Source organism: Flavobacterium sp. LC2016-13, assembly GCF_009707955.1.
Classification (GTDB): Bacteria; Bacteroidota; Bacteroidia; order Flavobacteriales; family Flavobacteriaceae; genus Flavobacterium.
This window is the reverse complement of the sequence record NZ_WMDQ01000004.1, coordinates 143,102-163,931: the sequence shown is the minus strand read 5'-3', so window position 1 is coordinate 163,931 and position 20,830 is coordinate 143,102. Positions and strand designations below refer to the sequence as shown.

21 protein-coding genes are annotated in these 20,830 nt (G+C 32.3%); 10 read left to right on the top strand and 11 right to left on the bottom strand.

Going from position 1 to position 20,830, the window contains the following annotated elements; genetic code table 11:
* Nucleotides 1-295: 295 nt before the first annotated feature.
* Complete coding sequence (locus tag GKZ86_RS09995) at nt 296-1,408, top strand: lactonase family protein (protein WP_154782969.1); 1,113 nt, start codon at nt 296-298, stop codon at nt 1,406-1,408.
* 141 nt (nt 1,409-1,549) lie between these two features.
* Here GKZ86_RS09995 and GKZ86_RS09990 read toward each other — a convergent pair whose 3' ends face one another.
* From GKZ86_RS09990 to GKZ86_RS09980, 3 genes are all read right to left on the bottom strand, one after another.
* Complete coding sequence (locus GKZ86_RS09990) at nt 1,550-2,902, bottom strand: DEAD/DEAH box helicase (protein WP_154782968.1); 1,353 nt, start codon at nt 2,900-2,902, stop codon at nt 1,550-1,552.
* 102 nt (nt 2,903-3,004) lie between these two features.
* Nucleotides 3,005-3,769: a TIGR02757 family protein gene (locus tag GKZ86_RS09985; protein ID WP_154782967.1), complete on the bottom strand. Its 765-nt coding sequence runs from the start codon at nt 3,767-3,769 to the stop codon at nt 3,005-3,007.
* A 123-nt stretch (nt 3,770-3,892) separates the two neighbouring features.
* Complete coding sequence (locus GKZ86_RS09980) at nt 3,893-4,558, bottom strand: ABC transporter ATP-binding protein (protein ID WP_154782966.1); 666 nt, start codon at nt 4,556-4,558, stop codon at nt 3,893-3,895.
* A gap of 135 nt (nt 4,559-4,693) precedes the next feature.
* Between GKZ86_RS09980 and GKZ86_RS09975 the strand changes: the two genes are divergently transcribed.
* Nucleotides 4,694-5,410 (top strand): phosphodiester glycosidase family protein, encoded by a 717-nt coding sequence (locus GKZ86_RS09975; protein WP_154782965.1) that lies wholly within the window; start codon nt 4,694-4,696, stop codon nt 5,408-5,410.
* Nucleotides 5,411-5,512: 102 nt separating this feature from the next.
* Nucleotides 5,513-5,809: a hypothetical protein gene (locus tag GKZ86_RS09970; RefSeq protein ID WP_154782964.1), complete on the top strand. Its 297-nt coding sequence runs from the start codon at nt 5,513-5,515 to the stop codon at nt 5,807-5,809.
* Here the strand turns inward: GKZ86_RS09970 and GKZ86_RS09965 are convergent.
* The 6 genes from GKZ86_RS09965 to GKZ86_RS09940 all read right to left on the bottom strand — a co-directional run bounded on the left by GKZ86_RS09965 (nt 5,806) and on the right by GKZ86_RS09940 (nt 10,769).
* On the bottom strand, nt 5,806-6,108 hold the full coding sequence (locus tag GKZ86_RS09965; RefSeq protein WP_154782963.1) for a DUF6787 family protein: 303 nt from the start codon (nt 6,106-6,108) through the stop codon (nt 5,806-5,808). The two genes, GKZ86_RS09970 and GKZ86_RS09965, sit on opposite strands and share 4 nt — an antisense overlap.
* A gap of 32 nt (nt 6,109-6,140) precedes the next feature.
* Entirely contained in the window at nt 6,141-6,572 is a 432-nt protein-coding gene (locus GKZ86_RS09960) for a DUF6146 family protein (protein WP_154782962.1), read from the bottom strand.
* Nucleotides 6,573-6,796: 224 nt separating this feature from the next.
* Nucleotides 6,797-7,360 carry a DUF937 domain-containing protein gene (locus GKZ86_RS09955; RefSeq protein WP_154782961.1) on the bottom strand — a complete coding sequence of 188 codons (564 nt, stop codon included), beginning with the start codon at nt 7,358-7,360 and terminating at the stop codon, nt 6,797-6,799.
* A 105-nt stretch (nt 7,361-7,465) separates the two neighbouring features.
* Nucleotides 7,466-8,416, bottom strand: coding sequence for a D-2-hydroxyacid dehydrogenase (locus tag GKZ86_RS09950; RefSeq protein WP_154782960.1), 951 nt, complete (start codon nt 8,414-8,416; stop codon nt 7,466-7,468).
* Between the two features lie 115 nt (nt 8,417-8,531).
* Nucleotides 8,532-9,602 carry a 3-phosphoserine/phosphohydroxythreonine transaminase gene (gene serC / locus GKZ86_RS09945; protein WP_154782959.1) on the bottom strand — a complete coding sequence of 357 codons (1,071 nt, stop codon included), beginning with the start codon at nt 9,600-9,602 and terminating at the stop codon, nt 8,532-8,534.
* A gap of 93 nt (nt 9,603-9,695) precedes the next feature.
* On the bottom strand, nt 9,696-10,769 hold the full coding sequence (locus tag GKZ86_RS09940) for an acyl-CoA reductase (RefSeq protein WP_154782958.1): 1,074 nt from the start codon (nt 10,767-10,769) through the stop codon (nt 9,696-9,698).
* A gap of 149 nt (nt 10,770-10,918) precedes the next feature.
* On the opposite strand from GKZ86_RS09940, the gene GKZ86_RS09935 reads away from it, so the two are divergent.
* From GKZ86_RS09935 to GKZ86_RS09925, 3 genes are all read left to right on the top strand, one after another.
* Nucleotides 10,919-11,269: a 4Fe-4S dicluster domain-containing protein gene (locus tag GKZ86_RS09935; protein ID WP_059118173.1), complete on the top strand. Its 351-nt coding sequence runs from the start codon at nt 10,919-10,921 to the stop codon at nt 11,267-11,269.
* Nucleotides 11,259-11,693 carry a hypothetical protein gene (locus tag GKZ86_RS09930; protein WP_154782957.1) on the top strand — a complete coding sequence of 145 codons (435 nt, stop codon included), beginning with the start codon at nt 11,259-11,261 and terminating at the stop codon, nt 11,691-11,693. The genes GKZ86_RS09935 and GKZ86_RS09930 overlap by 11 nt, the downstream gene beginning before the upstream one ends.
* A 145-nt stretch (nt 11,694-11,838) precedes the next feature.
* Entirely contained in the window at nt 11,839-13,005 is a 1,167-nt protein-coding gene (locus GKZ86_RS09925) for a hypothetical protein (protein WP_154782956.1), read from the top strand.
* A gap of 48 nt (nt 13,006-13,053) precedes the next feature.
* Here GKZ86_RS09925 and GKZ86_RS09920 read toward each other — a convergent pair whose 3' ends face one another.
* Together GKZ86_RS09920 and GKZ86_RS09915 are read right to left on the bottom strand one after the other, a co-directional pair.
* Nucleotides 13,054-13,800: a class I SAM-dependent methyltransferase gene (locus GKZ86_RS09920; RefSeq protein WP_154782955.1), complete on the bottom strand. Its 747-nt coding sequence runs from the start codon at nt 13,798-13,800 to the stop codon at nt 13,054-13,056.
* An 82-nt stretch (nt 13,801-13,882) separates the two neighbouring features.
* Entirely contained in the window at nt 13,883-16,636 is a 2,754-nt protein-coding gene (locus GKZ86_RS09915) for a TonB-dependent receptor (RefSeq protein ID WP_154782954.1), read from the bottom strand.
* A gap of 331 nt (nt 16,637-16,967) precedes the next feature.
* Here GKZ86_RS09915 and ychF point away from each other — a divergent pair, with 331 nt between their 5' ends.
* The 4 genes from ychF to GKZ86_RS09895 all read left to right on the top strand — a co-directional run bounded on the left by ychF (nt 16,968) and on the right by GKZ86_RS09895 (nt 20,830).
* On the top strand, nt 16,968-18,062 hold the full coding sequence (gene ychF / locus GKZ86_RS09910; protein ID WP_154782953.1) for a redox-regulated ATPase YchF: 1,095 nt from the start codon (nt 16,968-16,970) through the stop codon (nt 18,060-18,062).
* Nucleotides 18,063-18,319: 257 nt separating this feature from the next.
* Entirely contained in the window at nt 18,320-18,997 is a 678-nt protein-coding gene (locus GKZ86_RS09905) for a TIGR02117 family protein (protein ID WP_154782952.1), read from the top strand.
* Between the two features lie 352 nt (nt 18,998-19,349).
* Nucleotides 19,350-20,309, top strand: a complete 960-nt coding sequence (locus GKZ86_RS09900) for a YihY/virulence factor BrkB family protein (protein ID WP_194632484.1) — start codon at nt 19,350-19,352, stop codon at nt 20,307-20,309.
* Nucleotides 20,306-20,830, top strand: a complete 525-nt coding sequence (locus GKZ86_RS09895; RefSeq protein WP_154782951.1) for an NADPH-dependent FMN reductase — start codon at nt 20,306-20,308, stop codon at nt 20,828-20,830. The genes GKZ86_RS09900 and GKZ86_RS09895 overlap by 4 nt, the downstream gene beginning before the upstream one ends.

Genomic DNA, 20,830 nt, shown 5'->3' with positions numbered 1-20,830 from the left:
TTTACTTCACTACGTTTGATTTTTCGCGAAGATTCTGGTCAAAAATACAAATTTTTAGCCAAACCAAATAAGTAATATTTAGTTAAACCATATAAGTTATATAAGAGATTAAAAGCAAATGTTGCTGTCTCGAAAATTAAATGAACTTATACCACTTATATGGTTTAAAAATTTGATTAGCATAGTTTGAAAAATGTAACTTTTGAAAATTCATTTGTAACAAAAAATAAAGTTCTTAAAGATATTATTGAGTATTTTAGCATATTCAAAAAACTATCAAAAACTATCAAAAACAATGAAAAGATTATCCATATTACTTTTTTCTGCTTTAGCTTTTACCACTTCGCAAGCTCAGAATAAATTTAATTTATTAGTTGGCACGTATACAAATACTTGTGAAAGCAAAGGAATTTATGTTTACGAATTTAATGCTGCTTCTGGCGATTTTAAATTAAAGAATTCTACAGAAAACGTAGTTAGTCCGAGTTATTTATCGGCTTCGGCAAATAATAAATTTATTTATGCAGTAAACGAAAACGGAACCCAAAGTGCTTTAAGTGCATTTGGATATGATTCTAAAACCGGTAAACTGAAATTGTTGAATTCAAATGCTACATTAGGCGCTGATCCTTGTCATTTAATTAATGATGACAAAAATGTAATTGTGGCTAATTATTCTGGTGGAAGTATTGCTGTATTTAAGAAAAATGCTGATGGAAGCATTACTGAAGTTCAACAATTGATTCAGCATGAAGGAAAAGGACCTAACGCCGCACGTCAGGAAAAAGCACACGTTCACATGGTTGTTTTTTCTCCGGATAAAACGTTTATTTTATCAAATGATTTAGGTCAGGATAAAATTTTCATCTATAAATACAATGCAAGTGATAAACATGATATACTGACTTTGAAAGGAACTGTTGACGTAAAAGCAGGTAGTGGACCCAGACATTTAACGTTTAGTAAAGATGGTAAATTTGTTTATTTACTTCAGGAATTAGACGGAACATTGACCACATTTGCATACGATAAAACTGGAAATTTAAAGCTTTTAAAAGAAACCAATATTATCCCAAAAGATTTTAAAGGAGCGAACAGTTCTGCAGCGATAAAAATTTCACCTGATGGAGGTTTTTTATATGTGTCTGACCGTGGCGATGTAAACGCAATATCGGTTTATCAAATTCTGAAAGACGGAAGTATTAAACTTGTAGAACAAGAAAGTACTTTAGGAAAAGGGCCAAGAGATTTTGTTATCGATCCAACAGGAAATTACCTTTTAGTTGGGCATCAATATACCAATGATATTATCATTTTTAAAAGAGATAAAACAACAGGAAAGCTTACAAACACTGGTAAAAAAATCGAATTGTGTTCTCCGGTTGGATTGCTTTTTACGAAAATTTAGTCTTAAGGTACTGAGGTGCTAAGTTGCTAAGGCACTAAGATTAAAAGGCTCAAAACACAGAATTAGTTCTATATTTTGAGCCTTTTTTATATTTTTAAACTTAGAACCTTAGCAACTTAGTATCTTAGAAGCTAAAAAAAACTATTTATCCTTATCTTTTCTCTTCTTATCTCTCGTTTTCAACATATTTCGATTGACAGATCCGTGGGTTTTCTTTTTGGTTTTTGAAGGACCTCCAAGATTTACTTTTTTGTTCTTTTTATCTTTTTCATGGAAAGCACCTTCACCTTTTAGTGTTTGCTTTTTCATTAAAAACTTAATCGGTTGTTTGTCTTTTTCAGGTTCGATTAATTTTGCTGAAATTTCAACTTCTTCAGGAAATTCAGCTATTTCAAGTTCCTGATTCATTAAAACTTCCACTTCAATTTTAAATTCTTCTTCACGAGGCGTGATGAAACTAATTGCAGTTCCAGAAGCATCCGCACGACCTGTACGACCAATTCTGTGCATATACAATTCAGGAAATTCAGGAAGTTCAAAATTGATAACGTGTGAGATATTCGAAATATCCAAACCTCTCGCCATAATATCAGTTGTAATTAATCCGCGAAGATTTCCTTCCTGGAATTCAGCCATTGTACTCAAACGGTAATTTTGAGATTTATTTGAGTGAATTACACCAAACTGACCTTCAAAATCTTCTTCAATTCTGGTATGAAGCATGTCTGAAATCTTTTTATTATTCACAAAAACCAAAACACGTTCCATGCTTTCGTTTGTTTCTAATAAATGTTTTAACAGATTTACTTTTGTATTGAAATTAGGAACATTATAAGTAATTTGAGTAATGTTTTCAAGCGGAGTTCCTGATGCAGCAAGCGTAACTTCTTCAGGAAAATCAAAAAAGTCATTCAAAACAGCATCAACTTCATCTGTCATTGTTGCAGAGAAAAGTATGTTTTGACGTTTTGTTTTCATCATCGCCAAAAGCGCAGTTAATTGCGTACGGAAACCAAGATTAAGCATTTCATCAAACTCGTCAATAACTAATTTTTGAGTTTCATCAAAACGAATTACAGCATCAAGTGCTAAATCCATTGTTCTACCAGGCGTTCCAACAAGAATGTCAACACCTTCGTAAACCGCTTTTTTTTGTGTATTTATGTTTACTCCACCAAAAATACCAAGTGTACTAACAGACATGTATTTAGTCAGTTTCTCTACTTCTTCAACAACCTGAACTACTAATTCACGTGTTGGGACCAGAATTACAATTTTTGGCGTATTGGTTGGGGTAAATTTGTATAATTTTAAAAGGGGTAATAAATAAGCAAATGTTTTACCTGTACCAGTTTGCGCAATTCCCATCATATCACGACCTGACATAATCACAGAAAAAGATTTTTCCTGAATAGGAGTTGGCGTAACAAATCCTAATTCGTCGATTGCTTTTTGTACTGATTTTGGAAGATTGAATTTCTCGAAAGTGCTCATTTACATTAAATTTTGTGCAAATGTACGTTAAATTGATGGTTAGATCACTAGATTTTTCGAATCATCTAATAATCGGGCAATCTAATATTCTAATTATCAAATTCAAAACCCTTCAAAAACGCCCAAACCAAATAAAGCAAAATCATACTTTACAGGATCTTTTGCATCCATTTCACGAAGTTTTAAATCAAGTTCTGTCAAAGCTTTTCCGTCATTTTGTTTTCGGGTAAGAATACCTAGTTTTCGGGCTACATTTCCGGAATGAACGTCAAGCGGACAAGATAATGCAGCTGGCGAAATGGTTTTCCAAATGCCTAAATCAACGCCTTTTGTGTCCTGACGAACCATCCAGCGCAAATACATGTTGATTCTTTTTGCTGCAGAATTGTTTAATGGATCTGAAATATGTTTTTGAGTTCTTGGCAAATGGTCTATTTCGAAGAATATTTTTTTGAATTCATGTATGCTTTTTTGCAAACTGTCTTGTTCCTGATGTTTTGCAAAAACAGTTTCTAAACCACCATGATTTTTGTAAATGTGCTGTAATCCTTTTATGAATCCGCCAAAATCTTTTCCGTTGAAGGTTCTGTGTACAAAATTCTCAAGGCGTTCTATATCTTCATCAGAATGTGACATGATGAAATCATAAGGCGTATTACCCATTAATTCCATCATTTGGTGTGAATTTTTAATAATCATTTTACGATTTCCCCACGCAATTGTTGCGCTCAAAAAACCGGCAATTTCAATATCTTCTTTTTGAGAAAATAAATGCGGAATTTGAACAGGATCACTTTCAATAAAATCCTGATTATTATATTGAATGACTTTTTCGTCGAGAAATTCCTTGAGTTCTTTTTGGTTCATGTTTAAAATGAATGTTCTTATTTATTCGAGTGCCCTAGCCCTGATGGTCCCGAAGCTTCGGGAGGATCCTTTTTCTTGCTTCTTTAGCAAGGAAAAGATATAGCGGACAGCAGGAAACAGCTCCTAATTACTAATCTGGCCATCGACCATTATTAATTTTCGGTCAGCCATATTCGCCAATTCTTCGTTGTGGGTTACAATTACAAATGTTTGACCGAATTCATCACGAAGCTTGAAAAATAATTGGTGTAAATTTTCGGCAGAATGCGTGTCAAGATTTCCCGAAGGTTCATCGGCAAAAATAACATCAGGTTTATTAATTAAGGCTCTGGCAACGGCCACACGTTGTTGTTCACCGCCCGAAAGTTCGTTTGGTTTATGATTTATTCTGTGCGATAAACCTAAATATTCTAACAATCGTTTGGCTTCTTTTTCAGTTTCAGCCTTAGATTTATTGGTCATAAAAGCGGGAATACAAACATTTTCCAATGCTGTAAATTCTGGTAATAATTGATGAAATTGAAAAATAAAACCAAGATTTAAGTTTCTGAATTTAGATAATGCTTTGTCACTAAAACCCAGTACATTTTCTCCGTTTATGATTAATGAAGTTTGAGTTTGTAATTTTGATGGTTTGTCTAATGTTCCCAAAATCTGCAACAAAGTTGTTTTTCCGGCACCTGAAGCACCAACGATCGAAACAATTTCTCCTTTTTTAATATGTAAATCAACTCCCTTTAAAACTTCAAGTTTATCGTAGAATTTATGTATGTTTTTTGCTTGTATCATTATGAAACTGTTTTTACAAAGAAACAAAGATTCTATCGATATTAAAATGTGTTCTAACAGAATTTTAGGAACTAAACCAAATAAATCATTATTGCTATTTTTATTTTATATTTATAGGAATATAATTTTTAAAAGATGAAATCGAAAATAGCTTTATTGATACTGATAATGTCAATTGGTACTATTTTTATTAGTGCTAAGATATATTATGAAGACCCATTTTTGACTTATAAGGTTGATCTTAAAAAACAGGATTTAAAATTATTTTGGAAAAATGAAAAAGGACAGAATTTTGAAAGTATTGAAAATCTTAAACTTTGGGTTGAAGCAAAACATCTAAAATTAAACTTTGCCATGAATGCAGGAATGTATAAAAAGGATCTTTCACCTCAAGGGCTTTATATTGAAAAGAAAAAAGTTGGATCTCCTTTGGATACTACAAAAGCAACTGGAAATTTTTATTTAAAACCGAATGGCGTTTTCTATATTACTACTGAAAAAGCTGCAAAAATTTGTACGACTGAAATGTTTCATAACAACGGTAAAATTGAATATGCTACTCAATCCGGACCAATGTTGGTAATTAATGGTCAAATTCATCCCGATTTTAAGGAAGGTTCTTCTAATTTAAATATCAGAAACGGAGTTGGTATTTTACCTGACGGAAATGTCGTTTTTGTATTATCGAAGAAAGAGATTAATTTTTATGATTTTGCAAATTATTTTAAAAGCTTAGGCTGTAAAAATGCTTTGTATCTTGACGGATTCGTATCTCGTGCTTATTTGCCTGCTGAAAACTGGATTCAAACCGATGGAAATTTTGGAGCAATATTTGCAGTAACGAGCAAATGATGATTTAATTATAGGTGGGAATTTAAAAAGAAATTCACATTTACAAATAATTTGATCTGATGATTTATTTTTAAATTCGAATAATCTCTAAATGAAAATATAATGCAGGATCTAAATGTTGTAGACGATAAAAGAATGTCAAAATTGGTAATTGGATTAATTTTGGACGGAATTGGTATGTTAACGTATTCTGTTTTTGGACTTGCCGAATTAGGAGATATTATCTGGGCGCCAATTGCAGCTTTTATTATGACCAGAATGTATAGAGGCAGAGTTGGAAAAGTTGCCGGTCTTTTGACTTTTGTAGAAGAAATATTGCCTTTTACTGATATTATTCCGTCTTTTACACTTACATGGATTTACACATATTTCTTTTCAAGAGAACCCGAGCAAAATTAGTTTTTAAACAAGAATCCAAGTCCCATACTTTTAAGCATTTTCTTTTCGAAATTCCAAAAGAAACGATATTGCCCAAAAACAGTTCCTATTGCAACCAATAAAACCTGGTAAATAGGGAAAATAATTATAAGACGAATTAAGGTAAACCAGCCGCCGAAATCTTCTTTGGTAATTCCTAACCAAACACAAAAAGGCTTAGACAACCATGCAGATGCTGATCCTGTGACAGCAAAAACGATAAATATGATGATAAGTTGAAAATTTGAGGTAATGCCCCAACGTTGTTTTAATCTATTCATTTTTATTTGTAATGATTACAAATATAACAACATTATCTTGATGGAACATATCCCCAAAGCTTTTGTTTATAAGTATTTTGAAAATAAATCATGTAGTTGTAAATAAGGTAGTTTACCTCGTACCCATAATGGATGTTTGGTTGGTAATCAATTCTCATTTCATATAAATTTGGACTAAAACGTTGTGGTTGTAAAACACGATTATTCCATTCTGTTACATACAAATAATTCTTATTTTCAAGAAAAGACAATGAATGATAGTTTCTGGGAAACGCTCTTGAAGCCAACCAATAACTAAATCCGTTATCGATAATAATAACTTCATATTCTAAAGAATCGTTTTTAATTCGAACCGTATCATTTAAGGCAACATTTTGTTTTGCAGCTGTGTCAACATTTTTTTGAGATGTTGAGCATGCTACTATGATAAACAAAACAATTAATATGTAAATGATATTTTTCATGACTTGAAATTTCGAACATAAATTTACAAAAAAATCAAGTAGGGTTTTTAAAATTTAACAATTTTAAAAGGTTCAAAGGTTCAGAGGTTCAAAGAAGCAGAAGTTAATTGGGTTTTAAAATTATGAAAATAAAAATAGCCGTTTCTTAAATAGAAACAGCTATTTTCATTAAAACCTTTGCGTCTTTGAACCTCTGAACCTTTGCGCCTTTGAACCTTTAAAAATTACTTACTGTTAAACAATCTCCCGATAAAACCTGAAATTCCGCCTTTACTTTTGGTAACGACAAGAACATCGGCAATGTCAACTTTTCCGTCAGCGTTTTGGTCCAGGCCAAATTGCGTTCCGTATTTTGAAATTGTGTCCATTATGCTTGAAGCTTGTCCGCTGTTTCCGGAAATAGAGCTTATGATATCTGAAATTTGAAAACTATTATCGTTTGGATCTTTTGCTTTATTGACTAGCGAGCCTAATATTTGTGGAATCAAGCTTGAGGCTACTCCAGATGAAGCGTCACTGCTTAATCCAAATTTTTGACCAAGATTTCCTGATAATTGTTGTGTCAATTGTTGTACAACCGGATTTGAACTGTCAATAGGTGAATTACCATTAAATAATCCCGCCAATTGTTCTGCACCACCTTCTGAAGCAATTTTTTTTAATCCGTCAAAAATCGAATTACTTGCCTCGTTCATTACGCCGTCATTATGCTCGTTTGGGACAGCATCGTTATTTACAACAGCAGTGTTTCCGTACTGTTGTACTAATTGTGTTAATTGTTCAAACATGACTTGATTTTTTAAAATTAGAGAAATCAAATTTACTAAAAAAAGAAAGAGATTTACTAATTAATATTAATAAATCTCTTACAAATTATGTTTGATGATTGGTGACTAGCTTAATAAAGTAATGATTTGTGAAGCTAATTCAGTACCAATTCTATCTTGTGCTTCTCCGGTTGCAGCTCCGATGTGTGGAGTCAACGAAATTTTTGGGTGCATTAAGATTGTCATTTCCGGTTTTGGTTCGCTTTCAAAAACATCTAAACCTGCAAAAGAAACTTTTCCTGAATCTAAAGCTTTTATTAAAGCAACCTCGTCGATAACACCACCACGTGCACAGTTTACGATTCCAACACCATCTTTCAATAGTGCAAATTCTTTTTCTCCAATGATGTAACCATCCTGAGCAGGAACGTGTAATGTAATGAAATCAGCTTCTTTAAATAAAGATTCTAATGATTGAGAAACAACTGTTGTAGTGATTGACTGACCATCAAAAAATTCAACTTTAATATCTACTTGCGGAATAAAACTATCAGCTGCGATAACTTTCATACCTAAACCAAGCGCCATTTTTGCAGTTGCTTGCCCGATACGTCCAATACCAACAATACCTAATGTTTTTCCTCTTAACTCAACTCCGTTTGCGTACGCTTTTTTCAAACCGTCAAAGTTTGAATCGCCTTCCAGAGGCATATTTCTGTTAGAATCGTGTAAAAAACGAACACCAGAAAACAAGTGTCCAAATACCAATTCAGCAACAGATTCTGATGATGAAGCTGGAGTATTAATTACATGGATTCCTTTGCTTTTTGCGTAATCAACATCAATATTATCCATACCAACACCACCACGACCAATAATTTTTAGTCCCGGACAAGCATCAATAATATCTTTACGAACTTTAGTTGCACTACGCACTAAAACTACGCTTACATTGTTTTCGTTTACAAAATTAGCTACTTGTTCCTGAGCTACTTTTGTAGTTATAACTTCAAATCCACCTTTTTCTAAAGCTAAAATTCCACTTTTAGAAATTCCGTCATTGGCTAATACTTTCATTATAGTTTATTTGTTTATTTGGTTAATCGTTTAATTGATTGACCAATATATTATATATTTTTTTCTTTTTTGAATTTAAAGCAATTTCGATTAAACAATTAACCGAATAAAACGATTAAACTTTACTCTCCAATGCTTTCATTACATCTACTAATACCTGAACACTTTCGATAGGCATAGCGTTGTAAATAGAAGCTCTGTAACCACCAACTGAACGGTGACCAGGTAATCCTGAAATTCCTGCAGCTTTCCATAAAGCGTCGAATGTTTCAGTATGATCAGCATTGTTTAATAAGAATGTAACGTTCATTTTTGAACGGTCTTCTACAGCTGCAGCACCTTTAAATAATGGATTTCTGTCGATTTCATTATAAAGTAAATCAGCTTTTGCATCGTTTAGTTTTTCAACTGCTGCAACTCCGCCTTTACTTTTAATCCATTGCAATGTTAATAGCGAAACATAAACTGCAAAAACAGGAGGAGTATTATACATACTTTCTGCTTTAATATGTTTTGCATAATCTAACATGCTTGGAATTGTTCTTCTGGTTTTCTCTAAAATTTCTTCTTTAACGACTACCAAAGTAGTTCCTGCAGGGCCCATATTTTTTTGAGCTCCGGCATAGATTAAATCAAATTTAGAGAAATCTAAATCGCGTGAAAAAATATCAGAACTCATATCGCAAACAACAGGAATATTTGTTGTTGGAAATTCTTTCATTTGAGTTCCAAAAATGGTATTGTTACTTGTGCAGTGAAAATAATCTGCATCACTTGGTATTGTGTATCCTTTTGGTATATGGTTGTAATTTTCTTCTTTAGAAGAAGCTACAACAACAGTTTCTCCAAAATTTTTAGCTTCTTTTATTGCGGCAGTTGCCCAGGTTCCCGAATCTAAATAAGCGGCTTTTCCGTTTTCTTTCAATAAATTATAAGGAGCCATTAAGAATGCAGTACTTGCACCACCTTGTAAAAATAAGGCTTGATATCCTTTTCCTTCAAGTCCTAACAATTCTAAAGCAAGCGAACGAGCCTCATCCATAACAGCAACGAAATCTTTACTTCGGTGCGAAATTTCAAGAATAGAAAGTCCTGAATCGTTAAAATCTAAAATTGCTTTTGATGCTTTCTCAAAAACTTCTTGAGGTAAGATACTTGGTCCTGCGCTGTAGTTGTGTTTTTTCATGGTTGTTGTTAATAGTCGAAAATTTTAAAGACGCAAATTTCGGCAATAGGAGCTGAAAAAGCGATAAATAATTCGAAATAATTAAACATTTTTTTACTTTGTTGTTAACAAAAACGTTATAGTATCTACGTTATCTGCATAATCCCACAATTGAGGATTTTGCGTTTGTCCGAACGGAATACTGTTTTTGATTAAATCGTTGCTTACGATGCATTGAATTTGTTCAGCATCAGTTTCAAGACGATTTTCCAGATCTTCGATGTTTTCATAAAATTCATAAAAAACACTCGAAATAGGAGAGGCGTAACTCGGGTCTTCTTTCAATGTCAAAAAACCATTATCTAATAATTTGAAATTGCTCATTAAGAAAACTGCTTTGTTGTAATCGTAATTATTAGCGTATTTCTCGTAATGAATAACGTCCTGATATTTAAAAATAGCTTCAAAAAAAGCCACAAATGAATAATCTTTCGGGACAAAAAGTTTAGAAACATTACGACATCCTAAGCCGAAATAACGAAAAATATCTTCACCCAAAGCTTGTAAATCTTCAACTGTTTCTTTTCCGTTTAAAACAGCGGCTGAATTTCTGTTTTTTCGAATGATTGAAGGCTTATCTTTAAAATAATATTCAAAATATCGTGCTGTATTATTACTTCCGGTAGCAATTACGGTATCAAAATTTTCGAGTTTGCCTTCCACGAAAGTGATCTTATCTTTTAAACTTTCATCAACAAAAATTAAATATTTGGCTAAAAAGGGTAATAAATGCTGATCGTTTGAAGAGGTTTTTATTAAGGCGCTGTTTCCTGTAATTAAAACAGATAAAAAATCATGAAAACCTACCAAAGGAATATTTCCGGCCAATATTAATGCAACGGTTTTTTCTTTTTTGTCGCTTTGAGCAAATTCAGCTGTATAGTTAGAAAGCCACTTATCGATGTTTTCCTGCGTAAGGGCATCTGCCCAGGATTTTATGGCAAAGTATACCTGTTCAGGTGTATACCAGCCATTATGTGATTGTGAAAGATGAATTAGTTTTACAAAATCATCAAAAAACAAGTCATTGCCTAAAACCGATTCATTTTGTGTATTTTTTGTTTCAGAAAATTGACTTAAAAATTTTCCTAATTCAACAAAAACACTTTTTTTTGTTTCTAATGTCATATTGTTTGCTTATGAATTGTTTTGATTGTAATTTTGCACAAAAATAAGGATAAATAAGTCGAAAGTCAAAAGTCATTAGGTCAAAAGCTAGTAATGTCTTTTTTTGACTTTAGAACTTTAAGACTTTTAACTTTAAGACTAAAAAAACAATGGCAATAATTATAACTGACGAATGCATAAACTGTGGGGCTTGTGAACCAGAATGCCCAAATACAGCAATTTATGAAGGAGCTGACGATTGGAGATATAAAGATGGAACCAGCCTTTCAGGAAAAGTAATTTTACCGGACGGAACTGAGATTGATGCAGAAGATGCTCAAACTCCAATTTCTGACGAAGTATATTATATTGTTCCTGGAAAATGTACGGAATGTAAAGGGTTTCATGATGAACCTCAATGTGCTGCTGTATGTCCGGTTGATTGTTGCGTACCAGATGATAATCACGTAGAAGATGAAGAAACCTTGTTGAATAGACAAGCGTTCTTGCATGGTGAATAAATTTCGGAATTTTGCCAAAAACAATTCTGTAAGGTTCTCCTTTTTATTAGTTTACGCAGGTTTTATTTATTTGAAAGTTGCAAATTTTGAAAATTACAATTTTTATGATGGAAAGATAATTGGGCTTCATAAAATTGTTACTAATAATCATTTAGCTGACGGCCATGGCTCTGTTTTAATTGGTAGAGAAATTCCAGAGATTGAATATTATGTAAATGGAGATACTATTAGATGTGATCAGGGTGAGTTAAGATTGGTAACCAATTTTGAGTTAAATGAAAAGATTACAGTTCTTGTTGATAAAGAATATGATTACAAAACCAAGATTTACAGCTTATTTTATTATTGGATAGATTATAATGAATTAATCGTTTTTCTTCTGGCGTTTTTGTTCATTCTTGGATTTATTAAGAACTTTTTTTAGATATAAATATAATCCTGAGTACTAACTCAGGATTTTTTTTGCCAATTATGTTTTTTATTAATAAAAATCTTGGGGTTTTATGTTTTATTTTTGTTAATTTGATGAAAATTTTAAGACTTTGTTTGATAATTTTAATAATAGTCCTATGAAGAGATTTATAATTTTACTCATTATATTCATAAATGCCACAGTTTTTGCCCAGGATGTAGAATATTCTATTGTTGTAAAAGATATTGAAACACAGCTGCCTATAGAAAATGCAACAGTTGTTATACTAAAAACCAAGCAAATTTTATTAAGTAACCAGGAAGGCAAAGTAACTTTTGTGTTAAGTGGCGGATCGAATGTACAGATTTCTGAAACCAATTATGAAAATGTAACACTTCGTTGGTTAACTTTAAAAGAAGGTGAATTTGTTGTTTACCTAAAAAGTAAAGACAACAAACTAGACGAAATTGTTTTATCAAAAGAAAATCCACAAAAAATTCTTCAAAAAATTGTCTCTAATTCGGCACAAAAACTGGCAATGCCATATCGCCTTAAAGTTTATGTCAGAGAGTTTTTTATGCTCGATAATAAATACTCTTATTATAATGACGGACTTGTAAATTTTCAATTTAATGTAAATCAGAAAAAAGTCAATACAACATTACTGGTAGAACAAAACAGATCTTATGGTTTGATAGAAGAAGATGTAAGTACTGATTTGAAAGGTTATAATTTGAATGATATCATGGAAAATTATTCAAATTTGAAATATTTTGATCCTATTTTAGATTCTAATGCGAAGAAGGAATTTGATTTTATTACAAAAGGGCATCCTAGTAATAAGGATTTGTATATAATGTCTGTAACGCCTTTGAATAAATCTAAAAAAACACTCGACAATTATGAAATTGTATATGATCCGGAAAAAAAGCTAATTATAGAATTTAGTATAATCGTAACGCCCGGAACGGTTGCTGAAATTGAAGAAGAAAAATTAATTGGAGCTAAAAATATTACCAGATCTATTGTAAAAGTAAATTACAGGGTCGATGATGAAGATTATTATTTATTGAGTTCGAATGAAGAAATAGGTTATGATCTTGTTTTGAAAGATAAAGCAGTTAAAAATATTCAGGTCAGAAATAGTTTTATCACGACAAATTTCAACAAACAGAAATTTACATATAGCGAAAGTGACGTTTTTAAAGAGAAAACTCTTTTTAATAAAAAGAATAAAATCCTAACGAATTACTGGAATATCTCTGGTTTTACAGCTACTGATGAAGAAAAAGCATTAATAGACGGACTAGAGTTTAAAATGTAATTTTACGATAAAAAATAAAAAACCCTGAATTTATATTCAGGATTTTTTTTATGCTATTTTTTTTGCAACGATAACATAAGTATCATACGCATATGTTTTTCTGTCGATAGTTTTGAGTATTTCAAAATTGTTTAGATAAAGAAAAAGCTGAATTTCATTGAGTGTAAAAACACGAACGGTCGAAAAATCATTTTCTATAACTTCTTTTTTGCCATTTAAAATCGTGTAATATTGAGCCGTCCATTCCAGCATGAAATTTTCTAAGGAATTGTTGGTATCCCAATGACTTTCTCTTATATAATTAATGTTCTCAAATTCGGCTTCATGAATAATTACAGGATTTTCTTTTGTAAAAGGAATGAATCGGTTCGCATCAATAAAATCGAAAATCAAAATTCCGTTTTCATTTAGATTTTTATAAATAGAATCAAAAGCTCTGTTAACATCATCATTATTAATAAGATAACTTGTCGATCTTCCGGTAATTAAAATAGAATCTACAGTTTTTTCGAGTTTAAAATCCCGCATATCACCTTGTATGAACGAGCAGTTTTTGTTGCGTTCCTTTGCGATTGCAATCATATCATCGCTGTAATCAAGACCTTGATAATTATGATTGTTTGCTTCGAATCGTTTTGCGAGATTTCCGGTTCCGCTTCCTATTTCGAGAGTACTCGAACCTTTATTTTCCTGAATCAGATTATTATAAAAAGCATATTCTTCGTCGTAATTGACAAAAGTTTGATACATCGCATCGTAAATCGCGGCCATTTTGCCGTCATATAAATTTGCCATAACGATTTGTTTTTAATTATAAAATTATAAAAAAAAGGGCTGTCATAAGACAACCCTTTTTGATATTTAAGCAAAGTTGAACTTAGAACTTATAATTTAAAGATAAATTAAATATTGTACCTAATTGACTGAAATGTGAACCATCATACGTCATTCTCGAATAACGTTGGTTGAATGTAATTAAATTAGATTGTCCTTTAACAGCTGCTGGGTCTGCTAATAAGGCAGCTCCGGCTTCATTTTCAGCTACAAATTTCCATTCTGGCAAAACATTAAATAAGTTGTTTACATTTAATGCAATTGTTAATTTTTCAGTAGCATTAAAATTAACTCCTAAATCAGTAACAATTTTAGCAAGGAATTCTGTTTTAAGATTTGGTTGTGAATCATCTCTTCTTATTTCACCATCAGGATTTCTTTCCAGATTTCCATCTGCATCTCTAACCTCATTAGAAACTAAACCATCTTGATTAAAAGTAGATTTCCCGAAATAAGTATTATTAAGAGAGAAAGCAAATTTGCCAATTTCATAATTTACACCTAAGATCCATTTTGTTTTAGGTCTTGATGTAAAAGTAAGTGAGTTTAAAATATCACTGAATGAACTATTGTTTTTCATACCTGAAATTCTTTCGTTTTCAAAAGTAATATTTCCTGATAAGTTAAAGCCCAATTTTCCTTCTCCGATACCAATATTATTATAACCTGTAACAACATCCAAACCACTAGTTCTCGAATCAAAAGCATTAGAAAAATAAGCAATATCACCAATAACTTCTCCTGTAGCAGGAACAACTTCATATTGTTTGTCTCCTAATGTTACTCTGTCTTCTATTTTAATATTGTAGTAATCAACAGTTATATTGAAATTTTTGAAAGGTTTTGCTCCAAGACCAATTGTTATGTTTGTTGATTTTTCTGGTTGCAACTGATTTACACCTAGCTTACGAGCTTGAGGTGAAACGTTATTAACAATTCCACTAACTTGAATTCCCTGACCAGGAACAAAAGAATATTGTGATTTTTGAGTATAAATCTGGTGTAATGTTGGAGCTCTGAAACCTGTAGAAACAGATCCTCTAAACGTTATTTTATCATCTAGGAATTTATATCTTGTACTTGCTTTCCAAACTGTCGCACCACCAAAATCGCTATATTCTTCGTGACGAACTGTTCCGTTTATTAAAAAGTCTTTTGTAACATCAAAAGCAACATCTAAATAAACACCAACATTGTAACGATTAAATTTTCCTGAGTTTTCAGGTCTGTTTCCTGCAAAAGAGTCAGCACCGATTCCATCCCAAGAAGCTTTATCTCCTTCATAAACAGTGAAATATTCTGATCTAAACTCAGTTCCAAGACCAATACTGAATTGATCTGATAAAATTTTAGAAACGTCGATATTTCCAACTAAATGATTAAAAGAAACAGCGCCCGGTTTAAACGAAATTGGACTGTTTTCTCTGTAAATGTTATTTCCGTCGTCATCAAGTAAGTCAGATCTGTTAACAGAGTTGTTTACTGCGTACGTTTGTTTGTTTCCTCCTACAGTCACACTAGCGTCTGTATTCCATCCGTTTTTCACGCTTTTAAATCCAAGAGTACCATTATAATCACTTAAATCTCCTTCAAAGGTTGGTCCATATCCATCATACGAAGGATTAGCAGCGTCACCATTTCCAAATAAATCATTAAGATAAGGATCACCAGATAAAGGTCTCCAATACGGTGTTCTGTAATTGGCAAACGATTTTACTTTTTTATACACATAAGCAGCATTATAATATAAACTAGTATTATCGCTGATTTCGCTTCCTCCATTAATTAAGAATTTCGCAGCGGCTGTTTCAGGAGAACCATTGATGTTTCCTGCATCCGGACGTCTGGCAAGAAAAGATTGGACATCTGCAATATCAGCGCCAAAATCTCCTGCATCTCCTTCGGCATCAACTGTTCCTGGTCTGTTGGCTAATTTTACTTTTGAAAAATCAATAGTATAATTTAAAAAGCCTTTTTCGCCCACTGTTGTACCATTGTTTAAACTAACGCCAAGCATTTCTCCGTCACCTTCAGAAGTAATTCCACTTCTTAGAGTTGCAGATCCATCGCTGTTGTTTTTCTTTAAAATGATGTTCATAACTCCGGCAATGGCGTCAGAACCGTATTGAGCAGAAGCTCCGTCACGAAGAATCTCAACTCTTTCGATCGCATCTGTTGGGATTGCAGAAATATCTGCACCTGTTTCTCCACGTCCCGGAGACGTTTGTACATAAAGCAATGAACTTAAGTTTTTACGTTTACCATTAATAAGGATTAAAGTTCTACTTGGTCCTAAATTTCGAATCTCATACGGATCCAGTAATGAAGTAGCATCATTTACAGGAGTTTGTACTGTATTAAAAGATGGAATTTTGTACTGTAACGCCTTATCAAATGTAGCTTGTCCTGTAGAAGTTAAATCTTTAGAAGATAATACGTCGATAGGCAGCGCACTTGTGGTGTTACTTCTGGCAGCTGTTCGTGATCCGGTTACGACCACTTCATCCAGATTTTGTCCTCCTTCTTCAGATAATGAAACATCAATTTGAGATGTATTAGCTAATCTTGTAACGCTACTATACCCTAAATATGTAAAAACTAATGAAGCGCCTTCTTTAACAGTTATTTTATATGATCCGTCAATATCGGTAGAAACACCGTTATTAGTTCCCTTTTCAATAATGTTGACACCAGGCAGGGGGTTTCCTGTATTGTCTTTTACAACACCCGAAACTTGCTTTTGCGCAAAAATAAAGACGGTGTTGAATAGAAAAAATAAAATTGCAATTCTTTTCATGTTAAAACTTGTTTTGGTTAAAAATTTTGTATGTGGTTTGTTAAATATTGTGATAAAATTAGTATTATTTAACAAAACATTACAATAAAGTTTAATTTTTTTTAAGAAAAGTAGTAAAAAAGTATATATCGTCATTTTTTGTATACTTAAGAGCTATTAAATCTTATATTTGCAAAATTTTAAGGGCAAAATGTATCATTTTGGCAAAATAAAAATTATAGGAAAAAACGATCACAATTCGATTAAGTTAAATGCTAAATAATTGATTCATAATTAATAATCTTAGTGTTTTCAAGGGTCGAAATCAATAAAAAACAAAAATTATCTACATATGAAAGCAGGAATTGTAGGATTACCAAATGTTGGAAAATCGACTCTTTTTAATTGTTTATCTAACGCAAAAGCGCAAAGTGCGAACTTTCCGTTTTGTACAATCGAACCTAATATTGGTGTTGTAAACGTTCCGGATCCAAGAATCAATAAATTAGAAGAATTGGTAAAACCAGAACGCGTACAAATGGCAACCGTAGATATTGTAGATATTGCAGGTTTGGTAAAAGGAGCAAGTAAAGGTGAAGGTCTTGGAAACCAGTTTTTAGGAAACATCAGAGAGTGTAATGCTATCATTCACGTTTTACGTTGTTTTGATAATGATAATATTGTTCACGTTGACGGAAATGTAAACCCAATTCGTGACAAAGAAACAATCGATATCGAATTACAGCTAAAAGATTTAGAAACTGTTGAAAAACGTTTAGAAAAAGTAAATCGTGCTGCTAAAACAGGAAATAAAGAAGCACAAACTGAAAAAGCACTTTTAGACAGAATCAGAGAATCATTGTTGCAAGCTAAATCAGCTCGTACAATTATACCTCAAGGTAATGATGAAGAAGTTTTAATGGAATCTTTTCAATTAATTACTGCAAAACCAGTTTTATATGTTTGTAATGTTGATGAAAATTCAGCAGTAAACGGAAACAAATATGTAGATCAGGTTCGTGAATTAGTAAAAGATGAAGATGCTGAAGTTATTATTCTTTCAGTAGGAGCAGAGGCTGATATTACAGAATTAGAAAGCTACGAAGAGCGTCAGGTTTTCCTTGAAGATATGGGATTAACTGAGCCTGGAGCATCAGTTTTAATTCGTGCAGCTTACAAATTATTAAAGCAACAAACTTACTTTACTGCTGGTGTAAAAGAAGTTCGTGCCTGGACAATCAACATTGGTTCTACAGCGCCACAAGCAGCCGGAGTTATCCATACTGATTTTGAAAAAGGATTCATTCGTGCCGAAGTTATTTCATACGAAGATTACGTTCAATACGGTTCAGAAGCAAAAGCAAAAGAAGCAGGAAAATTCAAAGTAGAAGGAAAAGAATATGTTGTGAAAGATGGTGATGTAATGCATTTCCGTTTTAACGTTTAATTTTTTTTTTAGAGATTTTAGAAGAAAGAACAAAGAGTCAAGAATATAGAAAAAACTGCTGGAGGAATTCAGCAGTTTTTTTATGTTTAAAAACGTCAGCCTGACAAAAAATGAGAATAAAAAAATCTGTGTAAATCCGCGCTTTCGCGAAAACGAATTCGTAAAATCCGTGTATCATTTTTCAGCAAACAAAATTTTGGCTCAAAAATTGGTTACAGAAAAACCAACCAATAACTAATTTAAAAAAAACAATCAAAATGCTACAAAAAACTTTCAAATTTTTAGGCTGGACACTTTTCGGAATTTTCAGTTTTCTTGTTTTGTATGTACTATCCGTTTATCTGATTTCTAAAATCACCGTCAATTCAGATATTGCCAAGGTCGAAGAACAAAACGCAATTCCAATTTACATTCTCTCAAATGGCGTTCACACCGATATTGTCGTTCCTATAAAAAATGAAATCAAAGACTGGCGAAATCAAATTCAGTTTAACCAAACCCAATCAAAAGATTCACTGATGAATTTTATAGCTTTCGGTTGGGGCGATAAAGGTTTTTATCTCGATACTCCGGAATGGTCAGATCTAAAAGCAAGCACAGCACTCAAAGCCGTATTTGGAGTAAGTTCATCGGCAATGCATACCACATTTTTCAAACAACTTCGTGAAGGCGAAGATTGCAAACGTATTTTAGTCTCCAAAGAAAATTATCAAAAATTAGTCTCTTATATTTCAGACAGTTTTAATAATCCAACAAATCCGGAATGGATAGAAGGGCACAGCTACGGGAAAAAAGATGCTTTTTATGAGGCCAAAGGAAGTTATAGCCTTTTTTATACTTGTAATACCTGGGCAAACTGTGCATTAAAAGCGGCGAATCAAAAAGCATGTTTATGGACGGTTTATGATAAAGGGATATTTTGTCATTATCAATAATTACCTCTAAAAATATATAGTCCCTACTAGACAATCTCATGTTTATTAGTTTTTTACCAATATTAATTCTCTACGAAATATTTCTTGCAGAGGTCTAATTTTTGACATTAAAAAAATAAAGAGAAAGAAATTTATCTGATATTAAATTTCGTTATACTCCGTTAGGAGTAAAATAGGGTAGAAATTAATTATCACACGTAAAATTATCCCGTAGGGATTATGCATTAATTTAACAAAACGATATTTAAATTTCAAAAACATGGTAAAAATGTAAGATTTGCCAAAAAAGCGAGAATTGACATTTTTTCATTATTGCGTAAATTTGAGAGTATATCTAAAAACCAAAAGTATCGTGAAAGTCAAAAGTATATTCTCCAAATCATGGTTTCTTTTAAAGAATACCTTTTTAGAATTTAATGATGATAACGCCATTAAACTTAGTGCCGCATTATCATATTATACGATATTTGCATTACCGCCTTTATTGATTATAATCATTACAATCTGTGGATTTTTCTTTGGTGAAGATGCCGTTACGGGACAGCTTTATGGGCAAATCAACGGACTGGTTGGAAATGGTGCCGCAATTCAGATTCAGGAAGCTATAAAAAATGTCCAATTATCTGGAGATAATGTTTTTGCAACCGTATTCGGAATCGTGATGCTTTTAATTGGTGCTTCCGGAGTTTTTGCCGAAATACAAAGTTCTATAAATTTTATTTGGGGATTACGCGCCAAACCTGATAAAGGTGTCAAAAAATTTATTCAAAATCGATTAATGTCGTTTTCAATGATTGCTTCAGTAGGTTTTTTAATGTTAGTCAGTCTTTTGCTAAATACAACATTAGATTTAATTAGCTCACGTCTAAAGGTTTACTTTCCTGAGAGCACCGTTTATTTGTTTTATATAGTCAATATAGTAATTGTACTTGCCAGTATTACACTTCTTTTTACAATTATTTTCAGAACATTACCGGATGGAAAAATAAAATGGAAAGATGCTTTTATAGGATCAACCGTTACGGCTATACTTTTTATGATTGGTAAATTTGCCATCGGATTTTATTTAGGCAGTTCAACTGTTGCTTCTGTTTACGGTGCAGCGGGTTCTGTAATTATTATTTTAGTTTGGGTCTATTATTCGGCAATTATTCTTTATTTTGGAGCAGAATTTACCAAAGTATATGCAAAATCTTACGGTGGTAATATTTACCCGAATGAATACTCAGTAGAAATAGCAAAAGAGATTTACGAAATCAACGAGCCGAAAAAAGAACCAATAGAAGATAAATTACAAAAAGAGAAACCATGAAAATAGTAGCCTTTGGAGGAAGTAACAGCACACATTCCATCAACAAACATTTAGCAACTTACGCTGCAGGTTTATTCGAAAATGCCGAAGTTGAAGTTTTAGATTTGAATGATTATGCAATGCCATTATTTAGTGTTGACCTTGAAAAGGAAATTGGACAACATGAAATTGCAAAAGCATTTTTAAGAAAATTAGAAAGTGCAGATATTCTGGTAGTTTCTTTAGCCGAAAATAATGGAAATTATTCAACAGCTTTTAAAAATTTATTCGATTGGAGTTCCAGAATTACGAAAGAAGTTTTTCAGCAAAAACCTATGTTATTATTAGCAACTTCACCAGGCGCAAGAGGCGGAGCTTCAGTACTGGAAATTGCCAATAATGCCTTACCAAGATATGGTGCGCAAATAAAAGCCACTTTTTCATTGCCCGTTTTTAATGCCAATTTTGATTTGGAAAAAAATCAAATTTCTAATGCCGAATTAGATAAAGAATTGAAAGATATTATAAAAGCCAGTTTTTAA